At 59.3% G+C, this 18,534-nt stretch carries 19 protein-coding genes and 1 pseudogene; 7 read left to right on the top strand and 13 right to left on the bottom strand.

Going from position 1 to position 18,534, the window contains the following annotated elements; genetic code table 11:
- Nucleotides 1–109: 109 nt before the first annotated feature.
- Entirely contained in the window at nt 110–376 is a 267-nt protein-coding gene (locus NUV89_RS05230; RefSeq protein WP_257780549.1) for a DUF4404 family protein, read from the bottom strand.
- A gap of 110 nt (nt 377–486) precedes the next feature.
- Complete coding sequence (locus tag NUV89_RS05235) at nt 487–1,095, bottom strand: HAD family phosphatase (protein ID WP_257780550.1); 609 nt, start codon at nt 1,093–1,095, stop codon at nt 487–489.
- A gap of 196 nt (nt 1,096–1,291) precedes the next feature.
- Here NUV89_RS05235 and NUV89_RS05240 point away from each other — a divergent pair, with 196 nt between their 5' ends.
- On the top strand, nt 1,292–1,981 hold the full coding sequence (locus NUV89_RS05240; protein WP_017737357.1) for a VacJ family lipoprotein: 690 nt from the start codon (nt 1,292–1,294) through the stop codon (nt 1,979–1,981).
- A gap of 63 nt (nt 1,982–2,044) precedes the next feature.
- On the opposite strand, the gene NUV89_RS05245 is transcribed toward NUV89_RS05240, so the two are convergent.
- Nucleotides 2,045–2,341, bottom strand: a complete 297-nt coding sequence (locus tag NUV89_RS05245; RefSeq protein WP_257780551.1) for a PilZ domain-containing protein — start codon at nt 2,339–2,341, stop codon at nt 2,045–2,047.
- A gap of 277 nt (nt 2,342–2,618) precedes the next feature.
- Between NUV89_RS05245 and rssB the strand changes: the two genes are divergently transcribed.
- Together rssB and rssC are read left to right on the top strand one after the other, a co-directional pair.
- Nucleotides 2,619–3,800 carry a two-component system response regulator RssB gene (gene rssB / locus NUV89_RS05250; RefSeq protein ID WP_017737359.1) on the top strand — a complete coding sequence of 394 codons (1,182 nt, stop codon included), beginning with the start codon at nt 2,619–2,621 and terminating at the stop codon, nt 3,798–3,800.
- The gene (rssC, locus tag NUV89_RS05255; protein ID WP_003172602.1) at nt 3,800–4,282 is read left to right on the top strand and encodes an anti-sigma factor antagonist RssC; all 483 of its coding nucleotides are present in this window, start codon (nt 3,800–3,802) and stop codon (nt 4,280–4,282) included. The genes rssB and rssC overlap by 1 nt, the downstream gene beginning before the upstream one ends.
- A 212-nt stretch (nt 4,283–4,494) precedes the next feature.
- On the opposite strand, the gene tal is transcribed toward rssC, so the two are convergent.
- The 5 genes and pseudogenes from tal to NUV89_RS05280 form a co-directional block, all read right to left on the bottom strand.
- A complete protein-coding gene (gene tal / locus NUV89_RS05260) occupies nt 4,495–5,421 on the bottom strand; it encodes a transaldolase (RefSeq protein WP_017737360.1) in 927 nt (308 codons plus the stop codon).
- A 187-nt stretch (nt 5,422–5,608) separates the two neighbouring features.
- Nucleotides 5,609–6,604 (bottom strand): tRNA dihydrouridine(20/20a) synthase DusA, encoded by a 996-nt coding sequence (dusA, locus tag NUV89_RS05265; protein ID WP_257780552.1) that lies wholly within the window; start codon nt 6,602–6,604, stop codon nt 5,609–5,611.
- Nucleotides 6,605–6,704: 100 nt separating this feature from the next.
- The gene (locus NUV89_RS05270; RefSeq protein WP_257780553.1) at nt 6,705–7,523 is read right to left on the bottom strand and encodes a hypothetical protein; all 819 of its coding nucleotides are present in this window, start codon (nt 7,521–7,523) and stop codon (nt 6,705–6,707) included.
- Between the two features lie 172 nt (nt 7,524–7,695).
- Nucleotides 7,696–7,871 (bottom strand): annotated as a pseudogene (locus tag NUV89_RS05275) (MFS transporter); the annotation flags it as partial.
- Between the two features lie 214 nt (nt 7,872–8,085).
- Complete coding sequence (locus NUV89_RS05280) at nt 8,086–8,718, bottom strand: Wzz/FepE/Etk N-terminal domain-containing protein (RefSeq protein WP_257780562.1); 633 nt, start codon at nt 8,716–8,718, stop codon at nt 8,086–8,088.
- Nucleotides 8,719–9,208: 490 nt separating this feature from the next.
- Between NUV89_RS05280 and mqo the strand changes: the two genes are divergently transcribed.
- Together mqo and NUV89_RS05290 are read left to right on the top strand one after the other, a co-directional pair.
- Nucleotides 9,209–10,855 (top strand): malate dehydrogenase (quinone), encoded by a 1,647-nt coding sequence (gene mqo / locus NUV89_RS05285; RefSeq protein ID WP_017737365.1) that lies wholly within the window; start codon nt 9,209–9,211, stop codon nt 10,853–10,855.
- A 240-nt stretch (nt 10,856–11,095) separates the two neighbouring features.
- Nucleotides 11,096–11,425, top strand: coding sequence for a hypothetical protein (locus tag NUV89_RS05290; RefSeq protein ID WP_257780554.1), 330 nt, complete (start codon nt 11,096–11,098; stop codon nt 11,423–11,425).
- 11 nt (nt 11,426–11,436) lie between these two features.
- On the opposite strand, the gene NUV89_RS05295 is transcribed toward NUV89_RS05290, so the two are convergent.
- The 4 genes from NUV89_RS05295 to NUV89_RS05310 form a co-directional block, all read right to left on the bottom strand.
- The gene (locus NUV89_RS05295; protein WP_257780555.1) at nt 11,437–11,832 is read right to left on the bottom strand and encodes a PIN domain-containing protein; all 396 of its coding nucleotides are present in this window, start codon (nt 11,830–11,832) and stop codon (nt 11,437–11,439) included.
- A complete protein-coding gene (locus NUV89_RS05300; RefSeq protein WP_257780556.1) occupies nt 11,829–12,086 on the bottom strand; it encodes an AbrB/MazE/SpoVT family DNA-binding domain-containing protein in 258 nt (85 codons plus the stop codon). The genes NUV89_RS05295 and NUV89_RS05300 overlap by 4 nt, the downstream gene beginning before the upstream one ends.
- 172 nt (nt 12,087–12,258) lie before the next feature.
- A complete protein-coding gene (gene ppnN / locus NUV89_RS05305; RefSeq protein ID WP_257780557.1) occupies nt 12,259–13,632 on the bottom strand; it encodes a nucleotide 5'-monophosphate nucleosidase PpnN in 1,374 nt (457 codons plus the stop codon).
- Nucleotides 13,633–13,782: 150 nt separating this feature from the next.
- Entirely contained in the window at nt 13,783–14,607 is an 825-nt protein-coding gene (locus tag NUV89_RS05310; protein ID WP_257780558.1) for an aspartyl/asparaginyl beta-hydroxylase domain-containing protein, read from the bottom strand.
- 307 nt (nt 14,608–14,914) lie between these two features.
- On the opposite strand from NUV89_RS05310, the gene fabV reads away from it, so the two are divergent.
- Nucleotides 14,915–16,108: an enoyl-ACP reductase FabV gene (gene fabV, locus NUV89_RS05315; protein ID WP_257780559.1), complete on the top strand. Its 1,194-nt coding sequence runs from the start codon at nt 14,915–14,917 to the stop codon at nt 16,106–16,108.
- A 179-nt stretch (nt 16,109–16,287) separates the two neighbouring features.
- Here fabV and NUV89_RS05320 read toward each other — a convergent pair whose 3' ends face one another.
- Nucleotides 16,288–17,193: a LysR family transcriptional regulator gene (locus tag NUV89_RS05320; protein WP_257780560.1), complete on the bottom strand. Its 906-nt coding sequence runs from the start codon at nt 17,191–17,193 to the stop codon at nt 16,288–16,290.
- A 102-nt stretch (nt 17,194–17,295) separates the two neighbouring features.
- On the opposite strand from NUV89_RS05320, the gene NUV89_RS05325 reads away from it, so the two are divergent.
- The gene (locus NUV89_RS05325; protein WP_257780561.1) at nt 17,296–18,465 is read left to right on the top strand and encodes an aspartate aminotransferase family protein; all 1,170 of its coding nucleotides are present in this window, start codon (nt 17,296–17,298) and stop codon (nt 18,463–18,465) included.
- The last annotated feature ends 69 nt before the right edge of the window (nt 18,466–18,534 follow it).

The following is an 18,534-nucleotide window of genomic DNA, read 5'->3' on the forward strand; positions in this document are numbered from 1 at the left end:
GCTTGCTCGCGAATGCGGTAGATCAGCCAATGAATCTGTTGACTGACGCGCCGCCTTCGCGAGCAAGCCCGCTCCCACATTGGTTTCTGGGTTTGGCTTGAAACCTGGGTCAGATCCCGATATTGCCCAAGGTGATCATGATGTTGCGCAATGTCCCGGAAATCAGCGGGTGCTCAGCGTCGAACTCGATGGCCGCTTGATTCACATCGTCGGAAATACTGGGTGTCTGGGTGGCCGGTTCAAGTTCCAGTTGTAGCTCGAACCTGGCAATCAAGGCTTCCAGTGCTGTACGTTTTTCTTCCGAAAGGGGCGGTTCCTGTTCCAGCTGCCCGCGCAGGATCTCGACCTGTTCTTCCAGTTTTTTGCGATCAGGCATGACGTGTTTCCTTTTATCGATAGGCACTGGCATAGACCGCGGCACGCCGAGAAAGGTCTACGGGCTGACCTGTAGACTAATCCACCTGCGCCGACTGTGCATGATCTCGATCAGGGCTTCTCGCCTTTGAGCTGACGCAGGCTGATGTCGGCCAGGCAGGTGCCGAGCTCGCCCAGGTGGTCGATTACCGAATGCACGCCCAGCCCGTACAGGGCCACGGTGGCCTTGCCGCGCTTGTGCTCGCGCTCTTGCTCGCTCAACGCCTGCCATTGCGCCGGGGCCATGCCGCACAGCGAGCCGCAGGACGCCAGGCCAATGGTCCACAGGCCGGCGTTGAGTCCCGACTGCAGCAAACGCGGTTCGCCGCTGACCAGCACACAGCCTTCCAGGCGTTCGATGTGCAATTCCATCAAGGCCTGCCAGCAGGCGTGAGGTGCAGGCCAGCGAGTGGAGGAGGGCGACGTCGCTTTCAGCCAGCCGGGCAGCACGGCGGCCAGTGGTGTGGTGATCGAAGCGGGGAGTTCATCCAGCCAGGCGCACGGGACGCCTTGCTCTTGCAGGTTGCGCAGGATTTTCAGGGCGCCGGGCGTTGCCAGGGAATCGGGCGAAGGCGAATCGCTGCGGGCCTGGGAACCGAAGTCCACCAGACAACCACTCAGGCCGAACAGAACAGCAGTCAAGGCAGGCGCGCTGGCGATGGCAATCTCGGCGTGAGGCATGGCGACATCCCTGAAATAGCTCTGACCCTATCGGAACGGGATGACAGACGGATGACACCGGGCTTTAATTGTAGGAATTTTGTGCATTTTGGGCAGGACGTTTCCCGGTTGCTGCCTAAATGGACACTTCCGTCATATACTCACGGCCTTATTCAGGGCATAGCGCCCATGACAGACCATTCAAGGAGCAAAAGCTATGCGCTGGAGCCACTACTTCGCTCAGCTTTCGGTGTGTGCCACTGTGCTGCTGGCCCCGTTCGCCGCACAGGCCGCATCGGAAGATGATCCCTGGGAAAGCGTGAACCGCCCGATCTTCACCTTCAACGATACCGTTGATACCTATGCCCTCAAGCCATTGGCCCAAGGCTATCAGTTCGTGACCCCGCAATTCATGCAGGATGGCGTCCACAACTTCTTCCGCAATATCGGCGATGTCGGCAACCTGGCCAACAATGTGCTGCAACTCAAGCCGCATGCGGCGGGTGTGGACACGGCGCGCTTGCTGATGAACACCACGTTTGGCGTGCTGGGCTTTATCGATGTCGGCACCAAAATGGGGCTGCAACGCAGCGACGAAGACTTCGGCCAGACCCTCGGCTACTGGGGCGTGGGCAGCGGTCCTTACGTGATGCTGCCACTACTGGGCCCGAGCACCTTGCGTGACGCGCCGTCCAAGTACGTGGACAGCTACACCCAGCCGTACCGCTACATGAACGATATCGGCTGGCGCAACAGCACCTTCGGCCTGAACGTGGTTGATGTCCGTGCCAGCCTGCTCGACAGCGAGAAGCTCATCACCGGCGACAAGTACACCTTCATCCGCAACGCCTACTTGCAGAACCGCGAGTTCAAGGTCAAGGATGGCAAGGTTGTCGATGATTTTTAAGCTGTGATGTCTTGAAATGAAAAAAAGGCGACCTCTAAGGGTCGCCTTTTTTGTGCGCGGATTTCAGTGCATTTTCAAGATCTTGAGGCCCAAGTGCTGGTCCGCGCCGTTTGTCTTGGTCCAGACCACTTCGGTATCCGCTTCCAGCCCCGTGAGGGCGTTGTGCTCGGAATCGATGCGTACCGTCAGTTGGTCACCTACCTGGAATTGGCGAGGTGCCTGCACCTGCATACCGGAGCTGGAAAGGTCCACGCAAACCCCTGCAATCTCTTGCCCGGCGTGGATCAAAGACACATCGGCATCCACTCGCATGCGGATGAAATCGCGTTTTTCGGCGTAGTCGCGCTCGTGTTCGCTCACGGGTTCCATCCTTACTTTGTGTTGTGGTCGTGGCTGTTCTTATAACTCCCAGTGATTTGCGATGTAAAGACGCCCGGCGACCATCGGCATGAGCTTGAAACCCCTGACGGATGGGAGTACCGTCTGCGCCTTAGAAGGGCACCTCTGCTTTACTGTTGTGCGTAGGCCAAAAGCCCGTGCTTTGTAGGACAGAGTGGCTAGAAAGCGAATCCAGTAGTGTGAGTCCGGCCATTGCCGAGCTGCCTACGCCAACCTAATTCTGGCGCCGTTTGCCCACATGCAAAAAACCAGTGCCACGCTGCTGATAATCGATGACGACGAAGTAGTGCGCGCGAGTCTCGCGGCCTATTTGGAAGACAGTGGCTTCAGCGTCCTGCAGGCCAGCAATGGCCAACAGGGTCTCCAGGTATTCGAGCGCGACAAGCCCGACCTTGTGATCTGCGACCTGCGCATGCCCCAGATGGGCGGCCTGGAGCTGATTCGCCAGGTGACTGAGCTTGCGCCGCAGACACCGGTGATTGTGGTGTCCGGTGCCGGGGTGATGAACGACGCGGTCGAGGCCCTGCGCCTGGGCGCTGCCGACTACCTGATTAAGCCCCTGGAAGACCTGGCGGTGCTGGAGCACTCGGTGCGCCGCGCCCTGGATCGTGCACGCCTGCTCCTGGAAAACCAGCGTTACCGCGAAAAGCTCGAAACCGCTAACCGCGAACTCGAAGCCAGCCTGAACCTGCTCCAGGAAGACCAGAACGCCGGTCGCCAGGTGCAGATGAACATGTTGCCGGTGAGTCCGTGGACCATCGACGAATTCCAGTTTGCCCACCAGATCATCCCGTCGTTGTACCTGTCGGGGGATTTTGTCGATTATTTCCGCGTGGATGAGCGCCGTGTCGCGTTCTATCTGGCCGACGTCTCCGGCCATGGCGCCTCTTCCGCGTTTGTCACCGTGTTGTTGAAGTTCATGACTACGCGGTTGTTGTTTGAATCCAAGCGCAATGGCACCTTGCCGGAGTTCACGCCGTCCGAGGTGCTGGGCCACATCAACCGAGGCTTAATCAGCTGCAAGCTGGGCAAGCATGTGACGATGGTCGGCGGCGTGATTGATGAAGAAACCGGTCTTTTGACCTACAGTATTGGCGGTCACCTGCCGATGCCTGTTTTGTATACGCCTGACAGTGTGCGCTACCTGGAGGGACGTGGTCTGCCCGTAGGCTTGTTCAATGAAGCCACCTACGAAGATCACATCCTGGAGCTGCCGCCGACCTTCAGCCTGACGCTGATGTCCGACGGCATCCTGGACTTGCTTCCAGAGCCTACACTCAAGGAGAAAGAAGCCGCCTTGCCCCAAAAGGTCAAGTCGGCGGGCGGCAGCCTGGATGGCCTGCGGCAAGTGTTTGGATTGGCCACGCTGGGGGAGATGCCGGATGATATCGCCCTATTGGTGTTGAGCAGGAATCTTTGATGAGTACCGGAAGAATCCAATTCGCCGAGCAAGACGGGACCTTTGTCCTGAAGTTTGTCGGTGAAGTGCGCCTGACCTTGTGTTCGGCGCTGGATGCGACGATTGAGCGGATTTTCACCGCGCTGAATTTCTCGGCGATCGTGATCGATCTGACCGAAACCCGCAGCATCGATAGCACCACCCTGGGGTTGTTGGCCAAGTTGTCCATTCTGTCTCGGCAGAAGGTCGGCCTGTTGCCGACGGTCGTCACCACCCACGAAGACATCACCCGTTTGTTGCAGTCCATGGGTTTCGACCAGGTGTTCAACATCGTTGATCGTCCGATCCCGTGCCCGGAATGCCTGACCGACCTGCCATCGCAGGACCAGTCCGAAGAAGTGGTGCGGGTCAAGGTGCTGGAAGCGCACAAGATCCTGATGGGCTTGAACGAGTCCAACCGCGAAGCGTTCCACGACCTGGTCAACGCCCTCGAACGCCACTAGACTCCAGGCGAAACACAACCCAACTGTGGGACTGGCTTGTGTGGGAGCGGGCTTGCTCGCGAATGCGCTGGTTCAGTAACAGGTGAGTTGCCTGACACTCCGCCTTCGCGAGCAAGTCCGCTCCCACAGTTGATCTGCGCTCGGCTTTGGATCGGTGAAATACAAAAAGGGCGATACCCTCACAGGTATCGCCCTTTTTGTTACAGCCTGCCTTACAACTTGGCGCTCAGCAGTGCCTCCAGTTTCTCCTGGTCCCGAGCAAACTGACGAATCCCCTCCGCCAGCTTCTCAGTCGCCATCGCGTCCTCGTTGGACTCCCAACGGAACTGCGCTTCAGTCAGATGCACACGCGCCTCACCGGCGTGGCCTGGAGCCAGCTTGCGCTCCAGCTTGCCGTTGTCGGCCGCCAGTTTCTCCAGCAGGTCAGGGCTGATGGTCAGGCGATCGCAACCGGCCAGCTCTTCGATCTGGCTCAGGTTGCGGAAGCTGGCGCCCATCACCACGGTCTTGTAGCCGTTGGCCTTGTAGTAGTTGTAGATGCGCGTCACCGACTGCACGCCCGGGTCTTCCGAACCGGTGTAGTCGCTGCCGTTGGCCTTCTTGTACCAGTCGTAGATGCGGCCCACGAACGGTGAGATCAGGAACACACCGGCTTCGGCACAGGCAACAGCCTGGGCGAAGGAGAACAGCAGGGTCAGGTTGGTCTGAATGCCTTCTTTTTCCAGCTTTTCGGCGGCGCGGATGCCTTCCCAGGTGGAGGCGATCTTGATAAGCACGCGGTCGCGGCCAATGCCGGCTTTTTCGTACAGGTCGATCAGGCGATGCGCACGCTTGAGCACGGCGTCGGTGTCGAAGGACAAGCGCGCGTCCACTTCGGTGGAAATACGGCCCGGTACCACTTTCAGGATCTCTTGACCCACCGCGACCGCAAAGCGATCGCTGGCCAGGCCGACATCACCGTTGCAGTCTTTGACGCACTCATCCAGCAGCTTGGCGTACGCGGGAATCGACGCGGCCTTGAGCAAGAGGGAAGGGTTGGTGGTGGCATCTTGCGGTTTGACCCGAGCGATAGCTTCAAAATCGCCGGTATCGGCTACGACGGTGGTGATTTGCTTGAGTTGTTCCAGCTTGGAAGTCATGGGCGTGCTCTGTCCTATGGGTCTGATGACATTACCCGAGCGCCGACAGGCGCTCAAGGGCGCAAATGCGTTCGATCGTTTGCGAGGGCAACAACCTGAAAACAGCCGTTTGAATGACTGGCCTTGCTGGTAGATAGGAGGGCAAAAAGGCCGGCAGGTTCAACCCTGATGACCTGTGATGAGGGTATCAGCGCCCGTCCAGCAATTGTGCCGCTTGATCCAGCAACGCCAGCGGATCGCTCGCCTTATGAATATCCACCGACAACAACTGCCTAAACTTTCGCGCCCCCGGGAAACCCGTCCCCAGCCCCAGCACATGCCGGGTAATGTGATGCATCGAGCCGCCCGTTGCCAAATGCGCCGCGATATAAGGCCGCAATTGCGCCAGCGCCTCGGCCCGGGAGATCACAGGCTCAGTACTGCCAAACAACTGCTGATCCACCTCCGCCAACAGGTAGGGGTTGTGGTAAGCCTCGCGGCCCAGCATCACCCCATCAAACACCTGCAAGTGCTCCTGGCACTGTTCCAGCGTCTTGATCCCGCCGTTAAGAATGATCTCCAGCTCAGGGAAATCCTGCTTCAACTGCGCCGCCACGTCATAGCGCAAAGGTGGAATATCCCGATTCTCCTTGGGCGAGAGACCTTCCAGAATCGCAATGCGCGCATGCACGGTAAAACTGGTGCACCCCGCGTCCTTCACCTGGCCGACAAAATCACACAACTGCGCATAACTGTCGCGGCCATTGATCCCGATGCGATGCTTCACCGTCACCGGAATCGCCACCGCATCAAGCATCGCCTTCACGCAATCCGCCACCAGCGCGGGGTGGCCCATAAGGCACGCGCCGATCATGTTGTTCTGCACGCGGTCGCTGGGGCAGCCGACGTTGAGGTTCACCTCATCGTAACCACCGGCCTCAGCCATCCGCGCACACGCGGCCAGATCCGCCGGAACGCTGCCGCCCAGTTGCAATGCCAGTGGGTGCTCGGCGTCGTTGTGACGCAGGAAGCGCTCGTGGTCGCCATGCAGGATCGCGCCGGTAGTAACCATCTCGGTGTAGAGCAGGGCGTTTTTCGACAACAGGCGCAGGAAGAAGCGGCAGTGGCGGTCGGTCCAATCCATCATCGGCGCAACAGAAAAGCGCCGTGCAACGGATTGCGGTGCAGCAGTAGTCAGGGACATTGGAAAGTCTGAGTGAGCAAGGCAGAGGGCGTGAGTTTATCAGGAATCAGGGGCCAGATATCTTGCACTGCGGCTTCAGGTTCAATGTGCGCCGTCACGCTCATCCGGCAACAACTGTGCCCCTATGAAAAATCTCCCGCCTGGCCCGACGGCTGATATTTTCGTGTTTGCATGCCGCGTACATGCTGTCAAACCGGCTGCGGTCGATTTCGCTGTATTTGTGCAGTTCTTCCTTAACCATCTGGTCATAGTCCTGCTCGATCATGAAGCGGAAAACTTCCCGTCGGTAATAGAACCCGAATTGAAATGCCAGCACTTCGGTCATGTGATCGGTCGGGGTGAGGAAGCAGTTTTCCAGGTCGATGGCCTTGGCGGCGTAGGGTGCGTCAGCGTTTATCATCACGTTGTTCGCCCAGAAGTCCATGTGCACGATGCCCTTGTCGTGCAGGGCGCGCAGCAGGTCGAACGACAGGTTGACCAGGCCGCGGATGTCGCGGCTTTGGTCCAGCCACTGCAGGCCGTTGACGTGGTCGTCGAGCATCTGGGTGAAGATGAAGAATTCCTGGATCAAACCAATCGCGGATTTTCGGTAGCCAAACCCGAGCAGGTTGGCGATGGGGGCCCCGCGTTGTTGTGCGGCGTGGGTGTTGATGACTTCTTCGACCGGCCAATCGAAGGCGCCGTCGCGCTTTGCACGGCCGAGGGTCACTCTCAATTTGGGCTTGAAGCTGTCGAGGGGCTGGAATTTGGCGAAGAGGTCGCTTTCCATGCCCTGGAGCGGGGCGCTGATGCGGTCTTGCAACTGGTGCCGGCTGTCAATCAGCTCTTGGATCGCCAGTTCGACATTGATATTCGTGTCTTCTGTCAGAAAAATTCTGGCTTTACGGTGGTCGAGTATCGAGGGAAAACTCTTAAGCACACCTCTGTCGGGGAAAATCAAAACACATCCTTGTCATTGGGTAAATGTTACAGAGATGTTACACGTATGCCGCTATTGGATCCAACCTGAACCTAACCTGTCTGACGAATAAATATTCATCGTAAATGGCGGTTTTTGATTTTTACGGCATTGACTCAGATGCGATCTTCATTTAATTGCCTCCAGGCATTCGACGTGCTACCCGGTAAACTCCAGGCCGATCAGTGCGGTCGCTGCGTCGATGTAGCCGGTGCTGGTCCAGCCGAAACCGGCGCTGATCGCGATCCCGCCAAACCATCGACCCAATGCATTGGCCGGGTTGAACGCGGCGTGGTTCGTCGCGGCGCTCGGGCACGAAGCGCTAGACCAGCGCAATGGAAGGCCACCAACGAGCTGATGAGTGCGACTTGTGTACGAAGTATTGTTTGTGGCGAAAGATGGCTTTACGCCATTGCTTGATGGGTTGACGAGTGCGCAATGAAAACGACAATTTCCGCGAAACGGTTTGGGGCATCCGTGATTCAAGTTTTATTGCCGGGTCCGCGAATGGATGTGCGTGATGTTATTTACCAGTCGCCCGTCCGAAATGAAGTTTGAGTAACGGGATCAGGGCAACTAGGCAGCCGAACATAAACCCGATGAAAAAACCGGGGGCTAAATAGGGCTTCAAACTCTTCGAATTAAACGTGCTGAAACCGCTCAGTGGATTGAAGGCCTTGAGCGTATTGTCGGCAGCCAGTGAGGGCAGGTTGAGGTTGAGCGCCTGCGTGTTGGCGACGGCCAGCGCCGCCTTCAGCTGCGCCTCTGCCTGCTCTTTGCTGCTGGCCGTGGACGACACGCGGAAGATATAAGGCTGCGGCGTGCCTGCGCTGTCGATTCCGTTGGCCGTCATGATGCCCATGGCGGTATTGAACACATCGTCCTGTATCGAACTGTAGAGCCTGATCTCTGAAGCCTGCTCAGTGGCGGGCGCGATATGGGCATTGCGCAGCTCGTTATAAAGGCTCAATAGCGCGGGTTTTGCGATGTAAGTGCTGGCGACCCATTTGGGTGCGGTGGTATAGAAGACAGCGAAAGAAATGGCCACCCCAACCACGGTTGCCGCAAGAATCTTGAACTTGCTCTTCCACAGGGCATGAATAAACGGCAGAAGATCTATTTCGTCATCTCTATATCGATCGTTTGGTGTCGTCATACTACTCACGAAGAGTCCTGTTTTCACGTGTTGCTGATTGTAGAGTAAATGGAAAAATTTGCGCTGGCAGTTGCTACATTTGCCAGCGGGCTGACCGGATCGGGAGCTGAATAGTTCAACGCCACTACCCGCTGGTGCGGGCCAGGCCCGCCAGCCGATGGCGGCATTCGACCGGCGAGTCCACATCAGACGCCCCATCCTCCCCGAGCGTGATATTCTGCGCGCCGTCTTGGTCTACGCTTTCCAAGGTGCGTTCACCCGAATACGCGCCGACGGTTGGCTGTCGCCCAGGTAGCTGAAGCCAATAATGATAAGAAGTCAGCGCAGAAGGGACATAAAAGTGAGGTCGATACGTCGGCCTTGTGTGCCCACCCTGCGGCCTTGAAGTGAGTGTGCAAACCCCGCGGTGCGTTGCCTGGCGCAGTGTGAAGGAGGGTTGCCCATGAACGGGGGCGGTAGGGCGGATGGCGTTTTATCATAGGTGCTACTGATGTTTAAGAAAGTAAACACTGCCCTGCTGGGGCTGGCTTTGTCGATGGGGATCACGTCCGTTCACGCGGAAGAGGCAAAGAAAGTCGATGTGCTGCTGATCGGCGGCGGCATCATGAGTGCGACCCTGGGTGTATGGCTCAATGAGCTGGAGCCGGGCTGGTCGATGGAAATGGTCGAGCGCCTTGATGGCGTGGCCGAAGAAAGCTCCAACGGCTGGAACAACGCCGGTACCGGTCACTCGGCCCTGGCTGAGCTGAACTACACCCCGGAAGACAAGAACGGCAATGTTGAGATCCCGAAAGCGGTCGAAATCAACGAAGCGTTCCAGATCTCCCGTCAGTTCTGGTCCTGGCAGGTCCAGCAGGGCGTGCTGAAGAACCCGCGTTCGTTCATCAACACCACGCCGCACATGAGCTTTGTGTGGGGCGATGACAACATCAAGTTCCTCAAGAAGCGATACGAAGCCCTGCAAGCCAGCCCGCTGTTCGCCGGCATGCAGTACTCCGAAGACCCGGCGCAGATCGCCAAGTGGGTTCCGCTGATGATGGAAGGGCGTGACCCGAACCAGAAGATCGCGGCTACCTGGAGCCCGCTGGGTACCGACATGAACTTCGGCGAGATCACCCGCCAGTTCGTCGCTCACCTGCAAACCACGCCTAAGTTCGACCTGAAACTGTCGAGCGAAGTGCAGGACATCACCAAGAACGCCGACGGTTCGTGGCGTGTGAGCTACAAAAACCTGAAAGACGGCACCAAGACCGAAACCGACGCCAAGTTCGTGTTCATCGGCGCGGGCGGCGGTGCACTGCACCTGCTGCAAAAGTCGGGCATTCCTGAAGCCAAGGAATACGCAGGCTTCCCGGTAGGCGGCTCGTTCCTGGTGACCGATAACCCAACCGTGGCCGAGGCGCACCTGGCCAAGGCCTACGGCAAAGCGTCGGTTGGCGCGCCACCGATGTCGGTTCCGCACCTGGACACCCGTGTGCTGGATGGCAAGCGTGTGATCCTGTTTGGCCCATTCGCGACCTTCTCCACCAAGTTCCTGAAGGAAGGCTCGTACCTGGACCTGCTGACCAGCACCACCACCCACAACATCTGGCCAATGACCAAAGTCGGTATTCGTGAATACCCACTGGTCGAGTACCTCGCTGGCCAACTGATGCTGTCGGATGACGACCGCTTCAAGGCGTTGCAAGAGTACTTCCCGAACGCCAAGAAAGAAGACTGGCGCCTGTGGCAAGCCGGTCAGCGCGTGCAGATCATCAAGCGTGACGAAGAGCAGGGCGGCGTCCTGAAACTCGGTACTGAAGTGGTCAGCTCCGCCGACAACACCATCGCCGGCCTGCTGGGTGCATCGCCAGGCGCGTCCACTGCGGCTCCGATCATGCTGACCGTGCTGCAGAAAGTGTTCAAGGACAAGGTTGCGACCCCTGAGTGGCAGGCAAAACTGCACCAGATCGTACCGAGCTACGGCACCAAGCTGAACGACAGCCCGGAAGCGGTTGCCAAGGAATGGGCCTACACCGCCGGTGTCCTGCAACTGCCGACACCGCCTGTGATCCCACAAAGCGCTGCGCCGAAGGCTGTCGAGGCTGCCAAGCCAGCGGCTGAGCCGAGCAAGCCAGCGTCTGACCTGGCGTTGTAAGAAAAAGCTGTGGTCCTAGGGCCACGCTGAGACAAAAAAGCCCGCTGAACCGGTGACGGTCAGCGGGCTTTTTTGTGCCTGTGCATTACGTGTGGGTGCGAGTCTGTCGGCGGCGATGGGTTCAGCAACCCGACAGACACCACCTGTTAAAAAGAACCCAGGCCAAGCAGGAGCGCGGCTGTGACAAGGGGGGATTTTTTACCGGTGTAGGCTTGGGGCGATAACGCCCGAGGGGTTTGTATGTGGCTACGTTATGCGGCATTGGCGGCAGTGGTGGTTGCTGCGTCGGGGTGTGTTCAGGAGCGTGTCGTGCATGAGCGCAGGCCGGTGCAACGAGAGTATGTCGAAGTCATCGCGCCACAGCCGCCGCCGGTGCAAGTGATCGAAGTCGAACCCGTGCCACGTTACGGCTATGTGTGGTCACGCGGTTATTGGCGCTGGGAGAGTGGGCGCTATGTCGCGGTACACGGCCATTGGGAACCGGTGCGCGAAGGTTACCGTTATGTGCATCCGCACTGGGTGCAACGCAATGACGGTTACCACTGGCAGGGCGGTGGCTGGGTGCGTTGAGCCCTGCACGGTTAGGTCAGCCTTTTCATTCCCGCTGCCTTCGCGGCGTTGAGGTCGAAGGTGGCGGTGTACTCGCATCCTGCTGCATGGGCGCAGCGTTCAATCAAGCAGTCGGCGAAGTCGGCCGTGCTTGCGGTAAACCGTCGGAGTGCCTGCCAGAGGGTTTCGGCATGCTCGACAGTCAACTCGCGGGTGCGCAGCAACGTCTCCAGAACCACTACCACCTCACTCTTGGCCGATTGATAGCAGCTCTGTAACACCCATACCAGTTCCACCACCGAGACCAGGCTGACAAACCCCGGCGACAGCGTGGTGAGCGATTCAATCAGATCTGAAGCCTTGGCCGATTGGACGGGATCATCCTGGGTGAGATAACGCACCAGCACATTGGTATCCAGGCCGATCATCCGGCTTTTGCTCCCTGTGCGGCGATTGCGCGGTTCATGTCTTCAAGGGATACGGCCTTGGCGGGTTTCTGGATCAGGCCCTTCAGGTCATGCACGTTTTTGCTTGCCGCAATGATCGAAAACCTGCCGTCGTCCATTTCGACAAATTCAACGCGATCGCCTGTCTCAAGGCCCAGGGCGGTCCTGACCTGGACGGGAATGGTGATTTGTCCTTTCGAGGTAAGTGTGGCGGTCGCCATATTGAAAGTCTCCACGGTGATATTCCTTACCTTAGGGTAAGGAATTATGGAGGACAAGATCCGTTGGTCCATAGGTTGTGCCTTCTGCTGTGAGTGAATCGGACTCACTAAACCCTAGCCCGATTCACACCATCAGCACGCCCTGGAACACGCCCAAAGCGCTACAACGTATGACCAACTGCTGGCGTTATTGCACCACGCGATAGCACGGCACGTAAGCTGCGCCACCTGGCAACTTCATACGGTGCTGGGCGACAAATGCCTGCAGCAGCTCATCCAGCGGTTTCATGATGGCCGGGTCGCCGTGGATTTCGTACGGGCCGTGCTCTTCGATCAGGCGGATGCCCTTGTCCTTGACGTTGCCCGCCACGATCCCCGAGAACGCGCGGCGCAGGTTGGCCGCCAGTTCGTGGGGCGGCAGCGCATGGCTGAGTTGCAGGCTGGCCATGTTGGCGTGGGTCGGGTCGAACGGGCGCTGGAAGCCTTCGTCGATCTTCAGCAGCCAGTTGAAATGAAACGCATCGTTGCGCTCACGGCGGAACTGCTTCACGCCCTTGAGCCCGGCCGTCATCTGGCGGGCCACTTCGGCCGGGTCGTCGATGATGATCTGGTAGTGCGCCTGCGCCGCCTCGCCAAGGGTTGCGCCGACGAACGCGTGCAGTTGTTGCAGGTACGGCGCGGCGTGTTTTGGCCCGGTGAGGATGACCGGGAACGGCAGGTCGCGGTTGTCCGGGTGCATCAGGATGCCCAGCAGGTACAGGAACTCCTCGGCCGTGCCGGCGCCGCCCGGGAAGATGATGATGCCGTGGCCGACGCGCACGAACGCTTCCAGGCGTTTTTCGATATCCGGCAGGATCACCAGCTCGTTGACGATCGGGTTGGGCGCTTCGGCGGCGATGATGCCGGGCTCGGTCAGGCCCAGGTAGCGCCCACCGGTAATGCGTTGCTTGGCGTGGGAAATAGTCGCGCCTTTCATCGGACCTTTCATCACGCCGGGCCCGCAACCGGTGCACACGTCCAGGCTGCGCAGGCCCAGTTCGTGGCCGACTTTCTTGGTGTATTTGTATTCTTCGGTATTGATCGAGTGGCCGCCCCAGCACACCACGATTTTCGGCTCGACACCGGCGCGCAACGTACGGGCGTTGCGCAGCAGGTGGAACACGTAGTCGGTGATGCCCGAGGAGTTGCTCAGGTCGATGCGCTGGCTGTCCAGTTCGTTCTCGGTGTAGACGATGTCGCGCAGGGCGCTGAACAACATCTCACGGGTACTGGCGATCATTTCGCCGTCAACGAAGGCATCGGCCGGCGCGTTCAGTAGCTCCAGGCGCACACCGCGATCCTGCTGGTGGATGCGCACTTCAAAATCTTTGTAGGCGTCGAGGATGGTCTTGGCGTTGTCGATATGCGCGCCGGTATTGAGGATCGCCAGGGCGCACTGGCGGAACAGGGTGTAGGTGCTGCCGGTGCCGGCTTCGCTCAGTTGCTGCACTTCACGTTGGGACAGGGTTTCGAGGCTGCCCTTGGGGCTGACGGAGGCATTGATGACTTGACGTTGGGGCATTCTGATTCCTTGAAAGCGCAGCCACCGCGCCCGTAACGGGCCGCGATGGCTGGAGAATGTTGGGCGCCGAACTCGGTCGCACGAGACCATTGTTTACCTCAGGCACAAGGCCGAGTGCAAACACCGTCGCCCACCATCATGCCGCAGAACTTACTGAATCAGCTTCCAGTTTTTGTAGAAAACCCGACGCAGGGTAAAGACCATTGCGGCAAACCCCGCGATCACGGCATTGAGCACCCTCGGCAGCGGGGTCGGCCGCACGATATCGATAAACAGGCAGTAACGCTTTGCATCGTTCTTGTTGAAGGAGGCGTGCATCAGCGTGTCATCGAAGATGAACAGCGGGTCGTCGTGCCAGTAATGTTTATGCTCGCCGACCTGGATGTAGACGCCGTCATGATGGGGTGCGGGGGCCATGTTGTAGAGCACGCGGAACATCATGCGCAGTGGGCCGAAGTGAAACGAGGTGGAACGGTTTTCGTTGAACACCGACACGCCGATGGTCTTCACGAACGGCAGCTTCTCGCGCAGCTTCGGTATGTCCAGGGTGGTCTCGATCGGCCGCCCGTACCATTGGAAAAACAACATCCCGCGCTGCTTCTCGGCCATGCGTTCGTCCAGGTAACCGATGATTTCATCCTTGTGGCCCATGGCTTCGTCGAGCACCTGTTGCAGGTCTTCACGCCAGGCCGGCGGCAGGTCGTTCATCGTGTAGACGTGGCGGTTGCGTGAGCTCAACAGGTCGAACAACGTATTGAACGGTGCCAGCAACCAGGTGTTACGGCCGCTGCCGATAAAGTATTTCTTGATCGTGGGCGTGTCATACAGGCCGTTGCGCAGGAAGTCATAGACGCCACACACCAGCACCAGGCCGAGGAACACCACGGTGGTCAGGGGGAAGAGGCAAATAATCAGTAGAACGCCGAGTATCCAGGCGATGGACACCGCTTTTTTGCGTAGGGCAGACGTGTTCATGAAGCTCAGCTCCGGCTGGACGCCAATCGACAGGTCCGGATCCGTGGCCGCGAGTGGTGGGTTTTGAAACATAATGAAACAACTGCGTCATGATAAAGCGTCCAGCGCCGGACAGGCGTTACAAATATTGCGAAATTGTGAACGCTTTACACAGTTTTTAACGGCATACGCGTTTACCGATTGGATTTTGTAAACAGAAGATTTGCGACTATCGTGACGCTTCGGTTTTTCGGGCGTCATAGACCGGTACGATTGAAGTTGAATGGCCACCACTGGCCATCGACCCCTTGGAAGAGGCAGAAATTTTATGATCATCAAACCGCGGGTTCGTGGCTTTATCTGTGTGACCGCTCACCCTGTTGGCTGTGAAGCGAACGTCAAGCAACAGATCGACTACGTGACCCAACACGGCGCCATCGAAGGCGGCGCCAAGAAGGTGCTGGTCCTCGGCGCTTCCACTGGCTACGGCCTGGCCGCGCGCATCAGTGCTGCGTTTGGCTGCGGTGCCGACACCCTGGGCGTGTTTTTTGAGAAGCCAAGTGAAGACGGCAAGCTCGGCTCGGCCGGCTGGTACAACAGCGCCGCATTCGAGAAGTTTGCAGTCGAGAAAGGCCTGTACGCCAAGAGCATCAACGGCGACGCGTTCTCCGACGAGATCAAGCGCCTGACCATCGAAACCATCAAGAAAGACCTGGGCAAGATTGACCTGGTGGTCTACAGCCTGGCCGCGCCACGCCGTACCGACCCGCAAGGCGTGGTGCACACCTCCACCCTCAAGCCGATCGGCAAGGCCGTGACCCTGCGCGGGATCAACACCGACAAAGGCGTCGTGGTCGACACCACCCTTGAGCCTGCGACCCAGGAAGAAATCGACGGCACCGTGAAAGTCATGGGTGGCGAAGACTGGCAGCTGTGGATCGACGCCCTGCGTGATGCCGACGTGTTGGCCGAAGGCGCCAAGACCACCGCGTTCACCTACCTCGGTGAAAAGCTGACCCAGGACATCTACTGGAACGGCTCCATCGGCGAAGCCAAGAAAGACCTCGACAAAAAAGTCCTGACCCTGCGCGACAACCTCGCCGCGCTGAAGGGCGACGCCCGTGTGTCGGTGCTCAAGGCCGTGGTCACCCAGGCAAGCTCGGCGATCCCGATCATGCCGCTGTACCTATCGCTGCTGTTCAAAGTGATGAAAGAGCAGGGCACCCACGAAGGTTGCATCGAGCAGGTCTACGGCCTGTTCAAGGACAGCCTCTACGGCAGCGAGCCGAAACTCGACGCCGACGGCCGCCTGCGTGCCGACCTGGCCGAGCTGGAGCCTAAAGTCCAGGACGCGGTGGCTGCGCTGTGGAACCAGGTGACCGACGACAACGTCAACGAGATCAGCGATTTTGCCGGCTACAAGGCGGAGTTCCTGCGCTTGTTCGGCTTTGAAATCGACGGCGTGGACTACGACGCCGACGTGAACCCGGATGTGAAGATCAAGGGTCTGATCCAGGCCTAAAACCCGGGCGAGCAAAAACATGTGGGAGCGGGCTTGCCCGCGAAGACGGAGTGTCAGTCGCTGAGGATGGCGACTGATGCACCGCTTTCGCGGGCAAGCCCGCTCCCACATTTGTTTTGTGCTGCCCCAGAACCTTCTTACGCTCTGCCGAGCGCACCGCGCCTGCTTGCGGGCGGCTTCTAGCGCGCCCATTTCTCCATGGCGAAATCGACGAACGCGCGCAGTTTTGGCAGGCGATAACGATCCTGGCCGTACAGCAAGTGCATGGGGCGACTGGGCAGTTGATAGGCGGTCAGCAAGGCCGTCAGCTTGCCGTCCTGCAAGTCGGGTTGCACCAGGGCATCGGGCAGCATGACGATGCCCATGCCTTGCACCGCCGCCTGGCGCAGCGCTTGCGAACTGTTGATGGTCAGTGAGCCGGACACCGGGATTTCCACTTCGCCTTCCGGGCCGCTCATGCGCCAGAGCTTGTCGGCGTTGCGCCAATCGTCGGTGGACGGGTAGGCGAAGGCCAGGCAGTCATGTTGCTGCAGGTCTTCGGGGGTTTGCGGCGTGCCGCGTCGCGCCAGGTAGCTCGGCGAGGCACACAGGGTGATGGTGTAATCCTGCATCGGCCGGGCGATCAGGCTGGAGGGTTCAAGGTCGCCCAGGCGGATGGCGACGTCGAAGCCGCTGTCGACCATGTCCATGCGCTGGTTGCTGAGCACTACGTAGAGCTTGACCTGCGGATAACGCTGGGAAAATTCGCTCAAGGCCGGGGCCAGGCGCTCGGTGCCAAAGGCCGGTGGCGCGGTGATGCGCAGGGTGCCTTTGGGCACGTCGCTGTGGGCTTGCTCGGCCAGTTGCTCGGAGTCGGCCACCAGCCCCAGCACTTCCAGGCAGCGCTGGTAATACTGCCCGCCGAATTCCGTGAGGCTTTGTTTGCGTGTGGTGCGCTTGAGCAGGCTCACCCCGAGGCGCTGTTCGAGGGCGCGCAGGTGATTGCCGACCATGGTGGTCGACATCCCGCAGGCCTGCGCGGCGGCCGTCATGCTGCCGGTTTCCACGACTTTTACGTACACCGACATCGCCTGGAACAAATCCATTATCAAGTCCTGATTCAAAGTCATTGCACGAAAGCGCAGTTTATCCAGCTCAGGTGGCTAACGATACTGCAGGCATCACAACGATGCACTGGAGCTGCAACCATGACCGCCACCTGCCTGATGACCACCTATCAACCCCTGGCCCTGAGTTTCACCCGTGGCCTGGGCACGCGCCTGTGGGACCAGCAAGGCCGTGAATACCTGGACGCGGTGGCGGGTGTAGCGGTGACCAATGTGGGGCACTCCCATCCGAAACTGGTGAGTGCCATCAGTGAACAGGCGGGATTGCTGCTGCACACCTCCAACCTCTACAGCATCGACTGGCAACAACGCCTGGCCCAGCGTCTGGCGCAGTTGTCCGGCCTCGACCGCGCGTTCTTCAACAACTCCGGCGCCGAGGCCAACGAGACGGCGCTGAAACTGGCGCGCTTGCATGGCTGGAAAAAAGGCATCGAAGAACCGTTGGTGGTGGTGATGGAGAACGCCTTCCACGGCCGCACCCTGGGCACCATGGCGGCCAGCGACGGGCCGTCCGTACGGTTGGGGTTCCAGCGTTTACCGGGGGATTTCATCAAGGTGGGCTTTGGTGATATCGCCGCGATTGAAGCGATCACCAAGGTGTACGGCGCGCGTATCGCCGCCGTCCTGCTGGAGCCCATCCAGGGCGAAAGTGGCGTCCTGCCCGCGCCGCCCGGCTATCTGCAAGCCCTGCGTAATCACTGTACGCGCCACGGTTGGCTGCTGATGCTCGACGAAATCCAGACCGGCATCGGCCGTACCGGCACCTGGTTTGCGTTCCAGCACGAAGGCATCCTCCCGGATGTGATGACCCTGGCCAAAGGCCTTGGCAACGGCGTGCCCATCGGCGCCTGCCTGGCGCGGTCGGCGGTGGCGCAGTTGTTCACCCCAGGCAGTCACGGCAGCACGTTTGGCGGCAACCCGCTGGCCTGCCGCGTAGGTTGCACGGTGCTGGATATTATTGAAGAGCAAGGCTTGCTCCAGAACGCGGCGCAGCAGGGCGAGCGCCTGCTGGCCCGGCTGCGGATGGAGTTGAGTGAGCATCCACAGGTCCTGGCGATTCGTGGCCAGGGCTTGATGATCGGCATCGAGCTGGCCAGCCCATATCGTAACCTGGCCCAGCGTGCGGCGCAGGAGCACGGACTTTTGCTCAATGTGACGCGGGGCAAGATCATTCGCCTGTTGCCGCCGCTGACCCTGGATGCCAAAGAGGTCGAGATGATCGTGCGGGCCATCACTCGACTGCTGGACTAGCGGCAATCAACAAATGTGGGAGCGGGCTTGTGTGGGAGCGGGCTTGCTCGCGAATGCGGTGTATCAGTT

The sequence above is a fragment of the Pseudomonas sp. 18.1.10 genome (assembly GCF_024655625.1).
GTDB lineage: Bacteria > Pseudomonadota > Gammaproteobacteria > Pseudomonadales > Pseudomonadaceae > Aquipseudomonas.